The organism is Rhizobium gallicum bv. gallicum R602sp (genome assembly GCF_000816845.1).
Taxonomy (GTDB): domain Bacteria; phylum Pseudomonadota; class Alphaproteobacteria; order Rhizobiales; family Rhizobiaceae; genus Rhizobium; species Rhizobium gallicum.
Genome location: NZ_CP006877.1, coordinates 1614345 through 1634577 on the forward strand (window position 1 = coordinate 1614345; position 20233 = coordinate 1634577).

Consider the following 20233-nt stretch of genomic DNA (forward strand, 5'->3'; position numbering starts at 1 on the left):
GGTGGCCGGCGTGCGAGACAGCCCGGAACTGCCGTTGCGAGCCGGACAGCCGAGACAAGAAGAAGCCCGCCGAAGCGGGCCAAGGTTGGGAGGTCTTCCCAGGGGAACTGGAGTCACGGCCTGATGTTAGGCTACTGCGGGCAAAAATTGAAGTACGTTCGGCAAATTTCCGCGCATTTGGGCAGCCACGGCGTGCCTTCCCCTAGTGTCTCGTTGCTGTTGCGGGTGCTCTGAAGTACCGTCCGTGCTCATCGACGTCGAGGTTCGGCGATGAAGCACGGGTGGATTTTCGGTTTGATTGCTGGTATCGGCCTGTCGGCCGCAGCCGTGCTGTATGTCGTCAGCCCGTCCAAGGTTTCGCCTGATCAGATCCAGGCCTCGGTCACCCAAGCGCCGGATCTGATCAACCGCGCCTGGATGCTTCCGGTAGCCGCCACTTTCAAGTCGAACGTCACATGGCAATCGAACGGTTCGCGTTGCGGACCGGCGAGCGTGGCCAATGTGTTCCGATCGATCGGCGAGGAGGAGACGACGGAAGCCGAGGTCCTCGACGGCACGGGAAAATGCTGGACGGGCATCTGCTTCATGGGGCTCACGCTTGATGAGCTCGCCGACGTCGCAAAGGCACAGACCACAAGGGACGTTTCGGTCCTCCGCGATCTTACCAGCGAGGCGTTTCGCGAGCATATGAAGCGAGCCAACGATTCCGGCCGCCGCTACATCATCAATTTCAGCCGTGAGAAGATTTTTGGCGCCGGCGTCGGCCACCACTCGCCAATCGGCGGCTATCTCGAAACCGAGGACATGGTATTCGTTCTCGACGTGAACGAAAACTTCAAGCCGTGGCTGATCGAGCGCGAGCGCCTTTTTTCTGCGATGGACACCATGGACGGCGACAAAAAACGAGGTCTGCTGATGATCGACGAATAGCGCTGTCGGCAGGCGTCATCATCTCGTCATCTTTAAGAGCGACCGTTTGGCATGGACGAGCTTGAGAGGCTTCCATGAATCACCGCGTCAACCATTACATAGAGATCACCAGCCGTATCAGATCGGGCAGGAGGTTCTGCGAGTTCATTGCATCAGGCGGAACGGTATGGGACCAGCCGGCCGGATCTCCATGGCGCAATGTGACGATCGAGGTGATGGAGCGGGAGCGGCGGAACGTGGAGGAGCTGGAACGCATCAGGCTCAGGCTCTATCCCGATCTGGCCGCCGAAGACGTGTCGCCGCCGCTCTACAATAGCCACTGACAGCTATCGCATTTCGCCTGACACGAGTCGGTACGGCTGAATGCGCCAGCTATGGCTCGGCTACGGAAACAGGCTCGAAAATCTCGTTGGAGGGACTACTCCGCCAGTTCGCCTCCTTGTTAGATAAGGTCCCCGCATGGGCTGGGCCTCCGATCCTCAATACAACTTGAGTTCGAGTGAACCACTCATCGTGAATCTTGAGGTGAAAGATCCTTATGCTCATTGTCGAAGCGTTAACTGGCGACACCGGCTTTGCTTGGAAGTATCATTCGTCAGCAACAGTCCCTTCAGCGGTATGATCTAATGCGAACCCGTCAAATAGCGCTCACGCCAGAGCATCTGGCTCAGGTTCATCGCACCGTGGAGGATCCTGGTCCGGACCCAACTTGGACCTATCACGCCGACCAAGACTATAAGGCCATCGTGCAGGGCCTGCTGGCCTCGCATCCTGGCGGGCCGGACGCGTGGCTCTTTGCCTACGGCTCCCTGATCTGGAAACCTGAGCTCGTCCACGTTGAGGCACGCCGCGCTACGGCCCGAGGATGGCACCGCTCCTTCTGCTTCCGGATCGAGCGGTTCCGGGGCACCAAGCACAAGCCGGGACTGATGATGTCGCTCGACCGGGGCGGCCAATGTCGGGGCGTCGTCTTCAAACTGCCCCCGGACGATCTGGAAAGCCAGTTGGACAAGCTGGTGCGGCGTGAGATCACGGTGAAGCCACCCAACAACATCCCGCGCTGGGTCACCGTCGAAACGGATAAGGGATCGCTGTGCGCCATCGCCTTCGTGATGAACCGGCAGTCGCGCTTCTACACGGGCAGACTGCCACCTGAGGAGGTTGCCGACGTGCTGGCGGAAGCTTGCGGCCACTGGGGTTCCGGCGCCGAGTATCTCCACAACACAGTAGCGCATCTCGAGGAGCAAGGCATCCGCGATCGCAACCTTTGGCGGTTGCAGGCTCTGGTTGCGGAGCGGATCAGATCCAATGCATAGTGTGGCGCCTTGGGCCGAATGAAATGAAGGCCACGCGGGGACACGCTGCCGTGAGCGTCACAACACTGCTAGTGATCCTGCCGCTGATGGCGGCTTTCGTCTACTCGGCCCTTGTAGGCCTGGTGTATTTTTCCCAGCGTGCTCTCCTCTTTCCCGGCGCCACCGCCGCACCTACTCCAGAGCGTGCGCGCTGGGGCGAGAACGTATATATCCAGACGCCGGACGGAGAGGTGCTTCATGGGCTCTACAGCCAGGGCGAATCCGACAAGCCTTGCGTGCTACTCTTTTTCGGAAACGGTGACCTCGTCGACAATTACGGCTTTGTCGCGCGGGCGCTGGCCGCGCGAGGCGTTGGAATGCTGGCCATTTCCTACCGAGGCTATCCGGGATCGACGGGCTCGCCGAGCGAGGAGGGGCTGCTGACCGACGGCATCGCCGCGTTTGACTGGCTTTCGGTGCGCTCCACAAGCAAGATCATTGTGCTAGGTCGGTCGCTTGGCACCGGCGTCGCAGTGGACACGGCCGGGCAGAGGCCGGCCTTCGGAGTCATCCTGGTGTCCCCATACCTGTCGGTTGTGTCAGTGGCGCAGATGCATTATCCGCTCTTTCCGGTTGCGCTTCTTATAAAGGACCCATTCCGTTCAGACCTCAAGATCGCAAAGGTGAGACAACCGAAGCTTTTCATTCACGGTCGACGTGACGAGAGCATTCCCTTATCGTCGGGCGAGGCGTTATACCGCATCGCTCCCGAACCCAAGCAAATGCTGATCTACGACGACTCGGGTCACAACGACATTTTTAACGACAGCATGGTGGGCGACGTGATCCTCTTCATCGAGACGCTGAGAAGAGACGTCCCCTAGGCCTGTGACCATCTGAAATTGCGGCAATGACCATTTGAAAGCCAAGTGGTGACGGGAATGCGATGTCCCACCACAGGGCCGCTGGCCGACAATCGGCCCCAAGAGCCCGGCACGACCCCGGGCTCTTTTGCACGGGATCAATCCTTGCCCGCGCTGGCGAGCCCACGGATCAGTTTCCGCTCATTTCGGCGATCTTGTCGAGACCGGCTTTGTAAATGCCGCTGATGACGTCCTTTGCCTCGCTATCCGATTTACCCTTTGCGTCAAAGCTGCTTTTCCAGTCCACCCTGGTCCGATCTCCTTCTGCCGAGACGCTGATCGTGGCGCGATAGTTCTCAACGGGGAGCGGTGAATCGATGATCTCATAGGTGTAGCTGGTATCCGTGTGCTCGACGAGTTTCTCCTTGACTGTGCCGCCGTCGGAGGTCGTGAGCGTGCGATAGGTCGAACCACCTTCCTCGCTCTGCGCGCACTTCGATATGGCGGGATGCCAAGTCTGAATGGCGCAGAAGTCGCCGATCTTTTGCCAGACCACGTCCGGTTTGCCCGCCACGGTGGCGGAACTGGCGACCTCCAGCGCGGCGGCCGATTCGACCAGAAGGCCCATTGCTGCAATAGCGGCCGCCAGGGTTCTTAGAGTTCTTTTTGTCATCTGCGTGTTCCTCCCTACGATAGCCCCCTCACCATTTATTTTCTCATGAATGTCGGCTTCCCGATAGCGACGCATGCCCGAAGGCCGGCCCGCCGTGCGAAATAGCAACGCCCGCGTTGGCGCAAGAGAGCAATGACGAGCTACCTTGGCGAGTGACTGCTTACCCACCCTTCTCAGACCGGTGCCCGGTACTTCCGATGCATGACGGAAACGAGTTTGAAATTGGTTCGATTTGCAGTTCTTTCAGTCGTTTTTGCGCTACTCGCCGGTCCTTCTTATGGGTTGGCCAAGAGGGGACCGTTCTCGCTTGTCGATCTCATTTCGCAGACGTGTGCTAGAAGCACGTCGTCGGCTACGGAGCTGATACTGCGCAAAAAAAAAGGCCGCAGTAATGCAGTCTAGCGACTTTGAGGATCGTATGTGCGGTGCCTTCAAACAACAAAATCATGCTATGGTCCATCCGTTCGACAGAAAGGCACCAAGCATGACCGTTCGGCGAGACTTCACTTACGAGGAATGGAGCATCCTTTTGCAGCTCTACCGGCATGAGAACGCTGCATTGGCGGACGAAATTGATCGGAGGTTCGTCGAGCTTGGCGTTATTGAAAGAACTGCCGGCGCAAGAGGTCTCAGTGCCGCAGGTAAGCGTCTGGTTGAGCACGAGCTTCTGATGGAACGAAGGAACCGGCTTCAGCGATGACGGGTCAAGCAAGCGTAGGCCGCTTGGTCCGACGATAGCGGCTTGGAGGCATTGCCCCTGGACAGCGGGTCTGGGCGGTCGACCGACCCAAACGCATCGCCATCTCTGCGTCCGCTTTGAAGGTGCCGCAGGCTGGCGCCTTCAGTCCTTGCGGCTGGCTCCGATTTCTGATGTGGGGTCGCATTTCCCTTTGATGAATGCTCGGAAGCGATACCTGCGAATTGCAAAGCTGCGCCTTGCTAAGTCTACGTTCGCCATCACGAGTGGAAGCGGCGACTGCCGGCAGCGGCGTCACCGAAGCTCGCCAGCGAAATCGCGAACCGTCCCTTCAAGAGTGATTGCAAGAAGGCACCCGAACGATGTTCGGGTGCCTTCCTTCAATGGGGCCATCAACGACGGGGTCGTGGCAAAAGTGTCGTCCAAATAATCCTGCACTCGCGTTGGATTCGGGCAGACTGCCACCAGCTTGCGTTTCGCCGATCGCCTCTGGGCGCTCGCAGTACCGCGTAAACGACGGCGCGCGTCCTTGGCAGGGCTCATGGAACGTTTGAAGCGATCGACGTAGTCAGCGCTCCTCAGGCGGACGATGCTTCCGGAACATGAAGAGCAGCAGGACGTCATAGACGATCTTCAGCGCCGCTGCGGCGACGAGGGGCCAGCCGAAACTGGAAATAGACATCAGCCAGCCTGCAAGAAGGGGACCCGACGCCGCGGCCAGGCTCCGTGGAACGGCCGTGACGCTTGCCGCCGCCGCCCGTTCGCCGGGGGCGACGATCGCCATGACGTAGGAGGTGCGGGTCGGAACGTCCATCTGCGACAGGGCGCTCCTGATCAACAGGAGCCCAATGGCCTGAGCAAGGTGCGGCATGAAGGGAACGAGTATAAGGCACAGGCTCGAGGGCAGGTGCGTGAACACCATCGTGTTGACAAGCCCGATTCGCTTGGAAATGCGCACGGCTATAAGATACGATCCGGACGAAAGGACGCCCGTCCAGAAGAAGATGGCTCCAGTCGCAGCGAGCGATAGATCGAAGCGTTGGTAGAGCCACAGCGCCAGCAGCGACTGCACGATGAGACCACCGGCGAAGGCATCGAGGCTGAACAGTGCGGCAAGCGTCAGGACGATGGTTCTGGATTTTCCCAAGGGTTCCGCCGGTGCCGCAGTTGCATCAAACGGTTCGACCGGCAGCCGACGATAGAGGAACAGCGTAGCGAGCCCAAGCGACGCATAGAGCAGGAAAGCTGCCTGCAGGGCCCCTTTGATGTCCAGGCCGATAGCTTCGCCGAGAATATCGGGGGCTCCGGCGGCGAGCGCGCCAACGGCGCCGGCAAGCGAGCCGATAAGGCTGTATCGAGCGAACAGCGCCGTGCGATCACGGTCGGTAACGCTGTGGGCGAGTTGCGCGTGTTCTAAAGGCAAAAACACGCTCACGTCGCCGGAGGACGGGTTCAGCGTCCCGACGAATGCGATGAGAAGCAACGGCCAGAAGTCCTGGACAAGGGCAAAAGCGACGCCGGTCGCCATCATCAGGACGGCCGCTGCGATCAACAGGGTGCGGCGGGAGAAATGGTGCGCGACAATGCCGACAGTCAAGGTGAGCGCCGCCGAACCGGCGAGCGTCGCCGTCGCGAGGACGCCGATTTCGAACGCGTTGAAACCGAGAACGGCCAGATAGGCTGGAAGCAGGAGGCTGACAAGTCCATCGCCGAACGCCCGCAGCCCTCTCGACGTCAGCAGGTAGGCTGCTGTGGGCTGGGCACCGGCAGGCAGGAGTGTCTGCCGCTCTTTTCTATTTGTTCGGACAAAACGGCATTCGTTGGACCCCAAACATGCCTCCTTCCCGTACCATCGTTGCGGTGGACATCAGACCGATCCCGTCGCGACTCCAAAAAGCATGCCCAGGATCGAACACGCCGCAAGCACGGGTATCATGCCGATCTTGAAGCGGAACACCGCGAGCAAGGCACCCAGGGTCAGGACCAACGAGGCCATGTTGACCGAACTGAGCACAGGCACATCGACCGTCATGCCGAACCCGCGAACCTGATGCAGTTCCCCAAACAGGACATGAAGTGCGAACCACACGGCGAGGTTCAGGATCACGCCCACCACCGCCGCCGTGATCGCCCCCAGCGCCGCCGACAGAGCCCTATTGCTGCGCAGCGTCTCGATGTATGGCGCGCCGAGAAATATCCAGAGGAAGCAGGGTGTGAAGGTGACCCAGGTGGTGAGAAGGCCGCCGAGCGTGCCGGCCAGGAGCGGGTTGAGCGTCCCCGGCGCGCGATACGCACCCATGAATCCGACGAACTGAGTGACCATGATCAGCGGGCCTGGCGTCGTTTCCGCCATGCCGAGGCCGTCGAGCATCTCCCCCGGCTTCAGCCAGCGATAGGTGTCGACGGCCTGCTGCGCCACATAGGCGAGGACGGCGTAGGCGCCGCCAAAGGTCACCACGGCCATTTTCGAGAAGAACACGGCGATGTCGCTGAAGACATTGCCTGGGCCGAAAACCGCCAGCAAAGCCAGAACCGGCGTCAGCCACAGGACCAGAAACACGCCGCCCATCTTCAGCGACCAACTGAGCGGCGGGCGGGCATGAGCGGGAATGCCTTCGCCCAGCGCAGTCTCCGCGTCGGCGACCTGGTTGCCACCCACCTTGCCATGACCATTGCCGGCAAGGAAGGATGCTTTTTTGGCGCGCCCGCCGAAGTATCCGATTACCGCCGCACCCAGGATGACCAGCGGGAAGGGCGCGTGAAAGAGGAAGAGCGCCAGGAAAGCGGCTGCGGCAAGGGCCACCATCACGTTGTTTTTGAGCGCCCGCTTGCCGACCCGAACGACGGCTTCCAGCACGACGGCCAGCACAGCGGCTTTCAACCCAAAGAAAAGCGCCTGGACGGCCCCGACATTGCCGAAGATCGCATAGATCCAGCTAAGCGCCATGATGGTCGCGACACCCGGCAGCACGAACAGGATGCCGGCGACCAGCCCGCCACGCGTCTTGTGCAGCAGCCATCCGATATAGATCGCGAGCTGCTGGGCTTCCGGTCCGGGCAGGAGCATGCAGTAGTTCAGGGCATGCAGGAACCGCGTCTCGCCGATCCAGCGCTTCTCCTCGACAATGATACGATGCATGACCGCGATCTGGCCAGCCGGGCCGCCGAAGCTCAATGCGGCAACGCGGGCCCACACCCGGACAGCTTCGCGGAAGGGGATGCCATGCGAAGGTGTATCACCGCGAGGATCCGTGGCCGGCTCGGTGGCGTGGATGTCGGTCATGATTTTTCCTTACCCGCGCTTCTGGCGGAAATATTGATAGAGATTGTCGAAGACGTGGAAGCCTTGCCCGAGTCTTTGCTCGTCTGCCTTGTTCGTCATGACGATCCCGGCAATCAGGCTGGCAATCCCTGCCGTCTCCTCGCGGCCGAACTTGCCGTCCTTGAGGTCAATGTCGTGGACAATCTCTGCGATGGCCTGGAGCGCCGGATCCGTCATGCCGGTGCGGATGAGCAGGACCTCGAAACTGCAGCGGTCGCCCTCATGGGTGATCTCGCCTTCGAACATGTCGAAACGTATCTCCCCAGGCTTCGGGACATAACCCTTTCCTGGCACGAAGCGGATGGGGGCATTCGCATCGATGAATCGACGGATCAGCCAACTGCAGGCGATGCGATCGACATGAACATCCCGCCTCGTCACCCAGGTCCGCCCCTTGAATTCGGCGATCGGATCGGCGGCTTTTGATGGAGCCCTGCTCATACCCTCATCCTCCGTAACCCGTTCATCGAGGTTGGCGAGCAGTCCTTCGACAGTTAAGCGGCCCGTGGCGCCGAAAAAGTCGATCGCCACGAGCTCGGCGAGTCGCTTGCGCATGCGGACGAGTTGGGAGCGAGCGTCCGCGCGCTTGTCTGCCGTCACCTCCGTATCCAGCTCTGCGGCCAGAGCGCGTGCTTCCCTGGCGATCTCGGCGAAATCGTCGTCACGCGCGGCGTCGAACAGGGCGCGGACCTGTGCGTCTGACAGGCCGTCGATGAGGCGCGCCTCACAGATCAACGCCTCGCCGCCACCGTCGATGATCTCCTTCAGCACCCACTCGAAGTCCTCCTGCGTCTCGGCGTTGGCCGGTAGCGCGTACACTGTGCTCTTGACGGCGACCGCTCCGATACCTTGTAGCCGTCTCCAGATCTTGACCCGAAAATAGGATGGCTTCGTCGGTAGTTGGTGGATCAGGAGCAGCCAGCGCTGCTCAGCCTCGAGTTCACCTGCGTTCATAAGCATACCGTATCACTCAGAACTCCAAATGCAACACTTGTATCATTTTCTGTTCAGGCGTACCCTGCGTCCGTGTCCGATGAGGGTCAGCGAGGACGCCATGCATAGGATCATGCCTCTCCCCTTCAAACCGCCTCACCTTACGGGTCTTTCCGAACGGCTGTTGGCGAGCCATTACGAGAACAACTACGGCGGCGCAGTTCGTCGTCTGAATGCAATCGAGCGCCGGCTTGACGTACTCGATTGGGACGCCGCACCCGTTTTCGACATCAACGGACTGAAGCGGGAGGAGCTGGTCGCCGCCAACTCGGCGATTCTGCACGAGATTTATTTCGACGGACTCGGCGGTTCGGGCGATTCCAACGGTGACCTCGCCTCTGCTCTGGAGCGAGATTTTGGAAGCGTCGCCGGCTGGCGCGCGCAGTTTACGGCTTGCGCCAAGGCACAGGCCGGAGGCTCGGGATGGACCCTCCTCACGTGGTCCGAGCGTCACGACCGGCTGACAGTCCAATGGGCGGCGGATCACACCAACTGCCTCGCCGGCGGTGTGCCGGTCCTTGCGCTTGACATGTACGAGCATGCCTATCACCTCGATTTCGGGTCCAGAGCCGGCGCCTATGTCGATGCCTTCATGAAAAACATCCACTGGGAGCGGGTCGCTTTGCGTCACCGGCGCGTGATGGCTCGACGAGGCGAACCTGTCGGACCTGTCTCCGATGACGGCACGCATGCTGTCGCTCCGGAAGATCTGAAGGAGCGTCTGGATCGAAAAGAAGACGTCGTCCTGCTCGACGTCTGCTTGGCCGAGGATCTTGCCAAACGCAGCGACATGCTGCCGGGAGCGCAACTCCGCGCCCCGGAGAAGATCGCCGATTGGGCCGATGATCTGCCAAGGGACAAAGCGATCGTCGTCTATTGCCTCTATGGTTTCCAGGTCAGCGGCGATGCCTCTGCCGAACTGCGCCATCGTGGCTTCGACGCGCGGATCCTGGCGGGTGGCATAGCCGCCTGGCATGCGATCGGCGCTCCGACCGTCCCGCTGACGGCCCATCAAGGAGGATGAACAATGAAATGGGTTACTCGCGAACGTCCGGTCATCGACCGGATTGCATGCCCGTGGCTGATTGCCCGGTTCGTCGACAAGGAACCCGAATTCCTGTTTGTCCCACCCAACGAGGTGAACCGCGTCGCAAACGAGACCGGGGCAATACCCTATGACGTGCCGGACGTCGAATTCACGCATGTCGGCGACGGCTGCAGCTTCGACACGTTCGTCTCGAAGTACGGGCTCGACCGCGATCCGGCAATCGTGACGATTGCCGCGATCGTGCGGGGCGCCGATACAGACCGGCACGATCTCACGCCGCAATCGGCTGGACTTCTGGCGGTCTCGATGGGATTGCGGGATTTGAGCGCCGACGACCATGAGGTGCTGAAGCACGGCTTCATCATCTACGACGCCCTCTATGCTTGGGCATCGCGCCGCAAGGCGGAGACGCATAGCTGGCCGCCGGTTATGACGTCAACTTCAGCGTGAACTCACGATATCGGGTTGAAAAAGAAGAGCTTGATGCATGGCAGGTTCGTCAGCGGCGTCCCTCGATTTCGATTGAAATGCGCTTGCAGCCTCCGCGACCGCAGGGGCGATGCCACGCCAGTCAGGGCTATCGAGCACTCAATATCGAAGAATAAGCAATATCCATGTGCAAGCTGATCCGATCTATGGATTCATGTGAAGACGTTTTCATGAACGGAGACGGCGAGCAGAATCACACCGGCAGCCGCCTCGATGGTCTTGGAGGCCGCAGCCAGCAGTCGGGGACGCGTGCTCAACAGCCTTGCGAGCTGCTCGCGGAACGCCACTGACAGAAGGGCGACGGCCAACAGCGTCACTCCGACGCCGATCATCATGGCGATGGCGAAGAGCGCTGGCTGGACATCCTGTCGCGCAATAGGAGCCGCATGGTCTGCATGCCGCGAATGTCACTGCGGCAGAAGATGTCGGAGATGCGGATGAATGTCGCGCTTCAAGGGTTTGTCCGCGTTGACCTCCTGATCGGCGATTTCGAGATGGTACGAGTAGACGGAGAGATCAGCATCCCGCGATGAGGCGGTGAACTCAGAACATGGCGCCCGAGCTGGGATAAAATACGTCGGTCCTCCTCTGACGAGGACTCCCCCCACGCACCGGCCATCCTCCCGTCTCACGGCGCAACTCTCGACCCGATGCCGACGTCGCTCAGCCCTGAGGCGGGTCAAGCTGGACGGACCGGGTCTACGTCCAACGAGATACCCATCAGGTGGTCGACAAAGGCACTGACGATCGTCGATGGGCGTCGGCCCGGCGGAAGCAGCAGCAAATATCTCTCGGACGAAGGGCCCTTGTAAGGCCTCTCCAGATGTTTCTCGTCGGTATGCGAGTAGGAATTGAAAGCTCTCCTGCTCCTTGAGGCTCGATGATCTTGTTTTGTTCCCTACGCCAGTATCCAGGCGCCGAGGCGCCTGGATTGTCTATCTTCTCTAACCGAAAACTTCCTTGACCGTTTTTAGCTTCGGCGCTGGCCAGAATTCGGCTGATTCTCGCCTATTTGGCCAGGACAAGGTTCGTTTTCTCATTCAGGCACGACGGGGACATATATTCACAGAAATCAGCTGCATCCGCTCGTCGCGCCACACGTATCGCACTTCTCGCAGGTCCCATTCCGTACCATCGTGAAGTTCTGGCACTCGGTGCACATATTGCCCGTGTAGCCCTGCATGATGGAGCGGGCGCGACGTTCGGCTTCGACCTTCTTTGCTTCGGTCTTGGCAGAGGCTGCGTCGGCAGCGGCGGCGTCGGTGAAGAGCGTGCTGGATTCCTCAGCAATCTCTTCGGCGATTTCCTCCGCCAGCTCCTTGGCGCGTTCCTCGTAATCGCGCTTGAAGGCGACGACTTCGGAGGCGGCGGCGACGGTTTCGAGCTTGCGCACGGTGTTGCCGGCAATCGCCGTGATCGTCGCGCCCGAGGAGGCGCGGACAGGGGCGGCGGTTGCAGCACCCTTGATCTCCGACGCCGCGCGCTCGGTCGCGTTTCCGGAAACCAGCGTCGGCTTATAGCCGCGAGTCAGGCCCTTGGAGACGACATCCGCCTTGCCTTCCGACACGCCGCGGCCGAGCGCCGTGTTATTGAAGTCGGACGTATCAACGTGCGCCAGATCGTGGCGGCCGAGATAGGAGATGGCGAGTTCGCGGAACACGTAGTCGAGGATCGACGTCGCATTCTTGATCGCGTCGTTGCCGGTGACGATGCCCGCCGGCTCGAACTTCGTGAAGGTGAAGGCATCCACATATTCCTCGAGCGGCACGCCGTATTGCAGGCCGAGCGAGACCGAGATTGCGAAGTTGTTGATGAATGCTCGAAGGGCCGAACCTTCCTTGTTCATGTCGAGGAAGATCTCGCCGAGTCGGCCGTCGTCATATTCGCCGGTGCGCAGGAAAATCGTGTGGCCGCCGATCTTTGCCTTCTGGGTGTAGCCCTTGCGGCGGCCCGGCAGCTTTTCCTGGCTGCGCACGACCTTCTCGATCACCCGCTCGATGATCTTCTCGGTGACGGTGACGGCCTGGGCCGCTGCCGGCTGGGCCAGCAGTTCCTCCAGCGTGTCCTCGTCGCCTTCGTCCTCGATCAGCGAGGCGTTCAGCGGCTGCGACAGCTTCGAGCCGTCGCGGTAAAGCGCGTTGGCCTTGAGGCCGAGCTTCCAGGAGAGCATGTAGGCGCTCTTGCAATCGTCGACGGTTGCATCGTTCGGCATGTTGATCGTCTTGGAGATCGCACCCGAGATGAAGGGCTGGGCAGCCGCCATCATGCGGATGTGGCTTTCGACCGAGAGGTAACGCTTGCCGATCTTGCCGCAAGGATTGGCACAATCGAAGACGGCGAGGTGCTCGTTCTTGAGGAACGGAGCGCCTTCCAGCGTCATCGCACCGCAAACATGGATGTTTGCAGCCTCGATATCCTTCCTCGAGAAGCCCATGTGGTCGAGCAGGTTGAAGCTCATGTCGGCAAGCTGGTCGTCGGAGACCTTCAGCGTGCCCTTCAGGAAGTCGAGCCCGAGCGTCCACTGGTTGAAGACGAACTTGATGTCGAAAGCGGACTTCAGCGCCGCGTTGACGGCCTCGACCTTCTCGTCGGTGAAGCCCTTGGACGTCAGCGTCGAGGGGTTGATGGCGGGCGCCTGGTTCAGGTTGCCGTGGCCGACAGCATAGGCTTCGATCTCGGCGATCTGGCTTTCGGAGTAGCCGAGCGTGCGCAGCGCTTCGGGTACCGCGCGGTTGATGATCTTGAAGTAGCCGCCGCCGGCGAGCTTCTTGAACTTGACGAGCGCGAAGTCGGGCTCGATGCCAGTCGTATCGCAATCCATAACGAGGCCGATCGTGCCGGTCGGCGCAATTACGGTTGCCTGGGCGTTGCGGTAGCCGTGCTTTTCGCCGAGTTCCAGTGCCTTGTCCCAGGCGCTCTTGGCATGCGCGGCGAGATCTTGATCCGGGTTTTCGCCGTGGATGAGGGCGACCGGGTTGATCGACAGGCCTTCATAGCCGGACCTCTCGCCATAGGCGGCGCGGCGATGGTTGCGGATGACGCGCAGCATGTTCTCGCGGTTCGGCGCAAACATCGGGAACGGGCCGAGTTCAGCAGCCATTTCCGCCGAGGTGGCATAGGAAATGCCGGTCATGATCGCCGTCAGGGAGCCTGCGATGGCGCGGGCTTCGTCGCTGTCATAAGGAATGCCGGACGACATCAGCAGGCCGCCGATATTGGCATAGCCGAGACCGATCGTGCGGTATTCGTAGGAGAGCTCGGCAATGCGGCGCGACGGGAACTGCGCCATCATCACGGAGATTTCGAGCACGACGCTCCACAGACGCACGGCATGCTCGTAGTCGGCGATGTTGATCCGCTTTGTCGCCGCATCCTTGAACTGCATGAGGTTCAGCGAGGCAAGGTTGCAGGCCGTGTCGTCGAGGAACATGTATTCCGAGCACGGGTTGGAGGCGCGGATCGGGCCGGCGGCCGGGCTGGTGTGCCAGTCGTTCATCGTCGTATTGAAGTGCAGGCCGGGATCGGCCGATGCCCAGGCGGCATAGGAGATCGTCTCCCAGAGGTCGCGGGCCTTCAGCGTCTTCATGACCTTACCATCCTTGCGGGCCGTCAGGTTCCAGTCGCCATCGGCTTCGACGGCGCGCAGGAAGTCGTCGCGGATCGAGACCGAGTTGTTGGAGTTCTGGCCGGAAACGGTGAGGTAGGCTTCACTATCCCAGTCCGTGTCGTAGGTCTTGAACTCCATGTCCTTGTAGCCCTGGCGGGCGAACTGGATGACGCGGCTCACATAGTTTTCCGGGACCTGGTCCTTCTTGGCGGCGCGGATTTCGCGCTTGAGGGCAGGGTTCTTGGTCGGGTCGAAGCAATCCGCATCGGCGCCGCCTTCGCAATTGAAGCAGGCCTTCATGATCGCCTTCAGGTGCTTGGCGACGATCTTCGAACCGGTGACGAGGGCAGCAACCTTCTGCTCTTCCTTGACCTTCCAGTTGATGTATTCCTCGATGTCTGGATGATCGATGTCGACGACGACCATCTTGGCCGCACGGCGCGTCGTGCCGCCCGACTTGATGGCGCCCGCCGCACGGTCGCCGATCTTCAGGAAGCTCATCAGGCCGGAGGAGCGGCCGCCGCCAGAAAGTTTTTCGCCTTCGCCGCGCAGATACGAGAAGTTGGAGCCCGTGCCGGAGCCGTACTTGAAGAGGCGGGCTTCGCGAACCCAGAGGTCCATGATGCCGCCTTCGTTGACGAGGTCGTCCTCGACCGACTGGATGAAGCAGGCATGCGGCTGGGGATGCTCGTAGGCCGACTTGGACTTCGTCAGCTTGCCGGTGAAGGGGTCGACGTAGAAGTGGCCCTGGCCGGGGCCGTCAATGCCGTAGGCCCAGTGCATGCCGGTGTTGAACCACTGCGGGGAGTTCGGGGCGACGCGTTGGGTAGCGAGCATGTAGGCGAGTTCGTCGCGAAAGGCAGAGGCATCTTCCTCAGACGAGAAGTAGCCGCCCTTCCAGCCCCAGTAGGTCCAGGTCCCAGCCAGACGGTCGAAGACCTGGCGCGCATCGATTTCGGAACCGTACTGCTGGTCCTTCGGCAGCTCCTTGAGGGCTGCCTCATCGGCAACCGAACGCCACAGAAAGGAGGGAACGTCGTTTTCCTCAACCTTCTTCAGCTTTGCCGGAACGCCGGCCTTGCGGAAATATTTCTGGGCAAGGATGTCGGCCGCGACTTGGGAGAACTGCGCGGGAACGTCGATGTTCTCAAGGCGGAATACGATCGAACCGTCGGGGTTCTTGATCTCGCTCGTCGCCTTGCGGAATTCGATGTCCGCGTAAGCGCTCTGGCCTGCCTTTGTGAAACGGCGTTCTATGCGCATGTCCTTGCACCTCTGTTTGCGCGCCCCATCCCCGTTGACCAGGACGCAAGTTTCCTCATCCGGCAGCGCCGGAAGATGCGCAGCCAGTTCTCGTTTCCGTACCGTCACAGGAGTGTCATCCGGAGATGTCTTTCCTGTATCTTGTGGTGATGGTGGCTGCAAACACTAAATATAGTATTAACAGCTTATTATCGCCAGCCCCGGATGTCACTTTTTTGGAGGTCAAAAATCGCGCAAAAGGTCCCCTCACGGCTGCCATCCATCATGGATGCAACACCCTGATTCCACGCTCGAATTTTGAAGAGAACCGGCCTCGTTAAACCCGGTCCAGCTGCCGCCGCAACATCGGGAGCCATTAAGTGAGAAATGGGCGATTCCGTCAAGGGGTGGTTTTTAACGAAGCGTTCACCACAACATATTGTGGACGGCCCTGTGAAGACTGGGGAAAAGCCTGGAGGCCCTGAATTTCAGGGCTTTGCGGGCTTCAGGCACCTGAAAAGCGAGGACGAAAAGAAAAAGTTAGCCGAACCCAAATCTAAGGATGGCATTTTCGGCCCGGATCGGCATCGCGATTCGGAGGCCTCACATCGCATCGAGCGCGACGGTCACGGTGGCAATGCCGATCGCCGCTCCAGCCTCGTCGCGGATGGTAAAACTGGCCTGAGCCTCGAGAATCTGCGTAGTCTCGTCGCGCTCGGCGCGATCGACGAAAGTCTCGTCCGAATCGCGGGCGAAGGTCTGCAGATATTTGTTTTCGTCGGCCTGCCAGAAATCCGTCGTCACTCTGCTCTCGCCGACATTGAGCCCATTCCTGTCGGTAATGAAGAACTCGACGATAACGCCCTGCGACGCATCCTGTTTTTCCTTCAAGTAGCGCGAAACGGGCGTGGATAGAATGGCGGACACCATCTGCAGGGTGCCGGTTTCCACTTCGGATCGGTAGGTCGAATCAAGGACTTGGATATCAGTGCTGCTGACGTCACTGAATTTGGCGTTCTGCTCTCTGATCGCCGCGAGAACCATCGGCGTGCTGACCATCGGCCGGACGACGGTATCCACATATTCGCGGACGACGGCGACATAAGCGGGTTCGGCAAAGGCCGGCACGGGCAACAAAGAGGGGATCGCCAGCCCTGAAGCGACGACCGCTCTAACCCAACCCCGGTATGCCATTCCCCTCTTCCTTGCTCCGCGCGTTTTCGCCCTCGCGCGATCCGTGACCCGGCCCTTTGGCACGGCGCTCGGATCGCGCGTGCAGGCCAAGCTCGCATCATACATCTGCAGTATTACTAAGATGACAATTCCGCGTGGAGTTTATTGGTGCCTGAATGGCGACGCTGTCAGCGCGGACCCTTGGCGATCGGCTCCTGATAGGTGAAGCCCATGTCCCAGGGGAAGTAGATCCAGGTATCCTGGCTGACCTCCGTGACGAAGGTGTCGACCGTCGGCACGCCGAGCGGCTTTGCGTAGACGCAGGCAAAATGCGCCTTGGGCAGCATGGCGCGCACTTGCACGGCCGTCTTGCCGGTATCGGTGAGATCGTCGATGACGAGGATCCCTTCGCCGCCATTTTCCTTGAGCTCCGGGGCAACGCCCTTCAGCACCACCATATCCCCCTGGTTCACGTAGTCATGGTACGAAGCGACGCAGACCGTTTCGATCAGGCGGATGTCGAGTTCGCGGCAGATGATTGCCGCAGGAACCAAGCCGCCGCGGGTGATGCAGACAATGCCCTTGAATTCCTTGTTGAGGCCGGCGATGCGCCAGGCAAGCGCGCGGGCGTCGCGATGGAACTGATCCCAGGAAACGGGAAAGGCTTTATCGGGAAAAGACATCGAACTGCTCCGCGGCATGAAAGAAAAACCCGCCGGCGACCAAGCGCAATCCGTCAAACGCAAATCGCGCAGGGCCAACCCGCGCGAAAGGAAGTTCTGGAGCCCGTCACCGGTTGCCGCAATTAGCGGGATTTGCGGGTAAAACGCAAGTCCCGCCGGTGCTTCGTCAACGGGAGAGGAGGGTGAGCGCCGTCATCGACTGCAAGAGCGACTTCGTCGTGCCGCCGAAGATCATCTGCCAGAGGCGCGAATGGGTGTAGGCGCCCATCACCAAGAGATCGATGCTGCTGTCGGAGAGGCGGTTTTCGATGACGTTCGAGGCGCTCTTATGGGTGCCTTCCGCAACGGCAAGCGTCGCCTTCACGCCGTGGCGGGAAAGCGTGGCTGCGATTTCCGCTCCCGCCAGGCCCGCCGTCTGCATCGCCGAATCCACCGGATCGACGGAAAAGACCTCGACTTCGTCGGCAGCCTTCAGGATAGGCATGGCATCGAATGTCGCGCGCGCGGCTTCCTTCGAGCCGTTCCAGGCGATCATGACGCGTTTGATCGCTTTCGGTTGGCGCAAGATATACGGGATCATCAGAACCGGACGGCCGCTTTCGAAAAGAAAGCTGTCGATATCGACCTGGCTGTCAGATGGCTTGGAAGGGTCCGCTTGCGAGGCGATCAAGAGGTCCGCGCTGCGGGCGCTCTCGATCAGCGGCGCCGAGCCGTAACCCACTGAGGTGGCGAAGCTGCGCCATTCGAACGATGCGCCGGACGCTTCGGCTTTCTGGCGGAAGATGCGCTCCACTTCCACGGTCTCGGAATGCGCCATGTCCTGCAGCGCCTGAACGGCGACTGGATCGGGAATTTCCATCGGAGCGACCAGCGGCACGGCCGAGATGTTTTCGGCGTGGAGACCGATGACATGGGCATCGTTTTCGGCGGCAAGCGCAAAGGCAAAATCGGAGACCGCGCGGCTGTTGTCGGCCGTATCGAGAATGGCGAGTATGGTCTTGTAAGGCATATCAATTTTCCTCGGCGGCTGAAAATGGCTTCGTAAGCAGGAAATGCGTTGTCGGTGGAACGGTTCCTCGTTGCTCGAGGGCGGTGTGTTGCTGCTCTAAGCTTCGGCGGACCGGTTTTCGTCAATCTCCCTGGTCCTGCGAATGTTCTCGATCATGGCGTGAACCTCCGCGCCCGCCGCATCGACAGGCGCCTGTGACCGGCCGCGCACGACGATCTCCGTGGAGAATTTCTGGCCGATATAGCGCGGATAGGAGCCGATGCTGGTGTCCGGGTGCGCCTTCTGAATGGCGGCGAGCAGCGTGCCGATATCGCCTTCGGCATAGGGGCAGGCGATCGCCAGCGACAGCACGCGCTGCCCCGTGCGCAGCGTCGGCAGCACATTGTCGACCATGGCCTGGAACACCTGCGGCACGCCCGCCATGACGTAGACATTGCCGATGATGAAGCCGGGCGCAGTCGACACCGGATTGGCGATGTGTGCCGCACCGCGCGGCATGCGCGCCATACGCTTGCGCGCTTCGGTGAATTCCATCTCGCGGCGCTTGTACATGTCACCGAGCAGTGTCATGGCCGCTGCATCATAGTCGCAGCGAACGCCAAAAGCCTTCGAGACTGCGTCCGCGGTGATATCGTCATGCGTCGGGCCTATGCCGCCCGAGGTGAAGACGTAGTCGTATTTGCCGCGAAGGGCGTTCAGAGCCTCGACGATCGCGTCCTCGTCATCGGCGACGATCCGCACCTCTTTGAGATCGATGCCGGAAAGCTGAAGCATATCCGCCAGATGGCCAATGTTTTTGTCCTTGGTTCGGCCGGACAGAAGCTCATCGCCGATGGCGACCATGGCGGCGGTGATGACGGTGTCAGTGCTCATGAGAGATATCCGATGATGGGGCTTTGCTATAGGTAGCGCCGTTTTTCCGGCTTGCAAATGGCGGCACCCGGTCGCGGCAGAAGGCGAGGGAACGGTAAGTGAATTTAGGCTACATTACATTGAACGCCGAGTCCTGCGCAGGCAGGTTATGCTCAAGGAAGCGCTAATAGGACTTCGTCCGGACAACTATACAACCTGTGCCGCGAGCGAGTTCGTCATGGCAAAGGTCCTCGTTCTTTGCTATTCGGCGGCCTATGGCCAATCGAAACCATGGCATATGCCGTTGCGGAAGGCGCCAAGTCTGCGGGCGTCGAAGTCACTGTAAAGCGCGTTCCGGACCTGGTTCCCGAAGAGGTCGCAAAGTCCTTCAATTCAAATTCGATCAGAAAGCTTTGATCCCAACCGTCGCTTCCAGGGCGAGATGGCCGTTGATGAGATCAAGGGCAGCTCGCCCTTCGGAACGTCCACGATCACCGACGGCGATGGCTCGCGCCAGCCTTCAGCAATCGAGCTGGAATCCGCGAAATACCAGGCCGCGCACGTCGCAAGGGTCGCGGCGAAGCTCGGGTAAGACGCTTTTCGATCAAATGGTAGAGGTGCGACTCATCGCCGCGCCGTTGCTTGGCCGCAAGTGGGGCTTTCGTGCAATTCCTGTTGATTTTGACCGAAGCAGCTTCACGCGGCGCCAAAGTCGGCCGCTACCCGTGAAACTGCAGCGCTATGACCAGCAACATGGTCCCGGCAAGCATGCTCCCGAACAAACACGCAGCGGCTGTTTTGTAAAACTTGAGACGCCGCGCCCTTTCTCCACTCCAATCGTAAACCATCGTCTTACTCCCACAAGACAAGCTTACACGCACCGTGGCACAGTAATTCGTGCATCCGCAAAGGCGCCTTCGAGCCCTGCCACCTTTCAGATGCCGGCATAAAATCATATTTATTGGGATTGATAAAGATGGTGGGGCGAGACCAGTGGGCGCATAGTACTTTCCGCCGCGGCTGTACTGACCTGCGATTTCGTCCTATGTGCCAATAGGACCGGAGATTTTGATGCGCGCTGTTATCGCTTCCCTGCTGGTCGCCCTTGGCCTTGCCGGATGCAACACGGCTCCGCCGGAGCCCATCCGCGGCAGCCTCACCTATGGCAGAGTCGTCCACGTTCCTGCGCGAGCGGGCTACACGGTCAAGCACGAGTTTCCGGATAAGTTCGGATACCGGGTCTACGAAAGATACGTGGTTCAGCCGGATGGCACGCTGAAGCTCATCTCCCGCCGAACCGGTTCCGACTACTGGCACTTCCCCCGGATGAAATGGTGAGTGGATGCCCGACGTCGCA

18 protein-coding genes and 1 pseudogene are annotated in these 20233 nt (G+C 60.3%); 9 read left to right on the top strand and 10 right to left on the bottom strand.

Translation table 11 applies throughout. The features are described 5' to 3' along the window. Nucleotides 1–270: 270 nt before the first annotated feature. From RGR602_RS08000 to RGR602_RS08015, 4 genes are all read left to right on the top strand, one after another. On the top strand, nt 271–930 hold the full coding sequence (locus tag RGR602_RS08000; RefSeq protein WP_039844661.1) for a phytochelatin synthase family protein: 660 nt from the start codon (nt 271–273) through the stop codon (nt 928–930). A 74-nt stretch (nt 931–1004) separates the two neighbouring features. After that, nucleotides 1005–1253, top strand: a complete 249-nt coding sequence (locus RGR602_RS08005; RefSeq protein ID WP_039844662.1) for a hypothetical protein — start codon at nt 1005–1007, stop codon at nt 1251–1253. Between the two features lie 303 nt (nt 1254–1556). Then, nucleotides 1557–2246 carry a gamma-glutamylcyclotransferase gene (locus tag RGR602_RS08010; RefSeq protein ID WP_039844663.1) on the top strand — a complete coding sequence of 230 codons (690 nt, stop codon included), beginning with the start codon at nt 1557–1559 and terminating at the stop codon, nt 2244–2246. 50 nt (nt 2247–2296) lie between these two features. After that, nucleotides 2297–3109, top strand: coding sequence for an alpha/beta hydrolase (locus tag RGR602_RS08015; protein ID WP_039846717.1), 813 nt, complete (start codon nt 2297–2299; stop codon nt 3107–3109). Nucleotides 3110–3278: 169 nt separating this feature from the next. On the opposite strand, the gene RGR602_RS08020 is transcribed toward RGR602_RS08015, so the two are convergent. Further along, complete coding sequence (locus tag RGR602_RS08020; RefSeq protein WP_039844664.1) at nt 3279–3761, bottom strand: SRPBCC family protein; 483 nt, start codon at nt 3759–3761, stop codon at nt 3279–3281. 391 nt (nt 3762–4152) lie between these two features. Here RGR602_RS08020 and RGR602_RS08025 point away from each other — a divergent pair, with 391 nt between their 5' ends. Then, nucleotides 4153–4461, top strand: coding sequence for a hypothetical protein (locus tag RGR602_RS08025; RefSeq protein WP_223843983.1), 309 nt, complete (start codon nt 4153–4155; stop codon nt 4459–4461). A 565-nt stretch (nt 4462–5026) separates the two neighbouring features. Here RGR602_RS08025 and RGR602_RS08030 read toward each other — a convergent pair. From RGR602_RS08030 to RGR602_RS08040, 3 genes are all read right to left on the bottom strand, one after another. Beyond that, nucleotides 5027–6232, bottom strand: a complete 1206-nt coding sequence (locus RGR602_RS08030; protein WP_039846719.1) for an MFS transporter — start codon at nt 6230–6232, stop codon at nt 5027–5029. A gap of 93 nt (nt 6233–6325) precedes the next feature. Continuing rightward, on the bottom strand, nt 6326–7741 hold the full coding sequence (chrA, locus tag RGR602_RS08035; protein WP_039844665.1) for a chromate efflux transporter: 1416 nt from the start codon (nt 7739–7741) through the stop codon (nt 6326–6328). Nucleotides 7742–7750: 9 nt separating this feature from the next. Continuing rightward, entirely contained in the window at nt 7751–8740 is a 990-nt protein-coding gene (locus RGR602_RS08040; protein ID WP_223843984.1) for a chromate resistance protein ChrB domain-containing protein, read from the bottom strand. Between the two features lie 94 nt (nt 8741–8834). Here RGR602_RS08040 and RGR602_RS39375 point away from each other — a divergent pair, with 94 nt between their 5' ends. Together RGR602_RS39375 and RGR602_RS08050 are read left to right on the top strand one after the other, a co-directional pair. Continuing rightward, nucleotides 8835–9797 carry a Fe-Mn family superoxide dismutase gene (locus tag RGR602_RS39375; RefSeq protein WP_052451635.1) on the top strand — a complete coding sequence of 321 codons (963 nt, stop codon included), beginning with the start codon at nt 8835–8837 and terminating at the stop codon, nt 9795–9797. 3 nt (nt 9798–9800) lie between these two features. After that, nucleotides 9801–10271: a chromate resistance protein ChrB domain-containing protein gene (locus tag RGR602_RS08050; protein ID WP_039844666.1), complete on the top strand. Its 471-nt coding sequence runs from the start codon at nt 9801–9803 to the stop codon at nt 10269–10271. A 191-nt stretch (nt 10272–10462) separates the two neighbouring features. On the opposite strand, the gene RGR602_RS08055 is transcribed toward RGR602_RS08050, so the two are convergent. The 6 genes from RGR602_RS08055 to RGR602_RS08080 form a co-directional block, all read right to left on the bottom strand. After that, on the bottom strand, nt 10463–10618 hold the full coding sequence (locus RGR602_RS08055; protein WP_323808237.1) for a hypothetical protein: 156 nt from the start codon (nt 10616–10618) through the stop codon (nt 10463–10465). A gap of 764 nt (nt 10619–11382) precedes the next feature. Then, nucleotides 11383–15180 carry a vitamin B12-dependent ribonucleotide reductase gene (locus tag RGR602_RS08060; RefSeq protein WP_039846722.1) on the bottom strand — a complete coding sequence of 1266 codons (3798 nt, stop codon included), beginning with the start codon at nt 15178–15180 and terminating at the stop codon, nt 11383–11385. Between the two features lie 582 nt (nt 15181–15762). Continuing rightward, nucleotides 15763–16353, bottom strand: coding sequence for a hypothetical protein (locus tag RGR602_RS08065; protein WP_039844668.1), 591 nt, complete (start codon nt 16351–16353; stop codon nt 15763–15765). A 167-nt stretch (nt 16354–16520) separates the two neighbouring features. Continuing rightward, entirely contained in the window at nt 16521–17015 is a 495-nt protein-coding gene (gene gpt, locus RGR602_RS08070) for a xanthine phosphoribosyltransferase (protein ID WP_039844669.1), read from the bottom strand. Nucleotides 17016–17181: 166 nt separating this feature from the next. Next, entirely contained in the window at nt 17182–18024 is an 843-nt protein-coding gene (locus RGR602_RS08075) for a universal stress protein (RefSeq protein WP_039844670.1), read from the bottom strand. Nucleotides 18025–18120: 96 nt separating this feature from the next. Beyond that, complete coding sequence (locus RGR602_RS08080) at nt 18121–18897, bottom strand: competence/damage-inducible protein A (protein ID WP_039844671.1); 777 nt, start codon at nt 18895–18897, stop codon at nt 18121–18123. 217 nt (nt 18898–19114) lie between these two features. Between RGR602_RS08080 and RGR602_RS35120 the strand changes: the two are divergent. Together RGR602_RS35120 and RGR602_RS08090 are read left to right on the top strand one after the other, a co-directional pair. Then, nucleotides 19115–19468 (top strand): annotated as a pseudogene (locus RGR602_RS35120) (hypothetical protein). Nucleotides 19469–19947: 479 nt separating this feature from the next. Beyond that, a complete protein-coding gene (locus RGR602_RS08090) occupies nt 19948–20214 on the top strand; it encodes a hypothetical protein (protein WP_039844672.1) in 267 nt (88 codons plus the stop codon). The last annotated feature ends 19 nt before the right edge of the window (nt 20215–20233 follow it).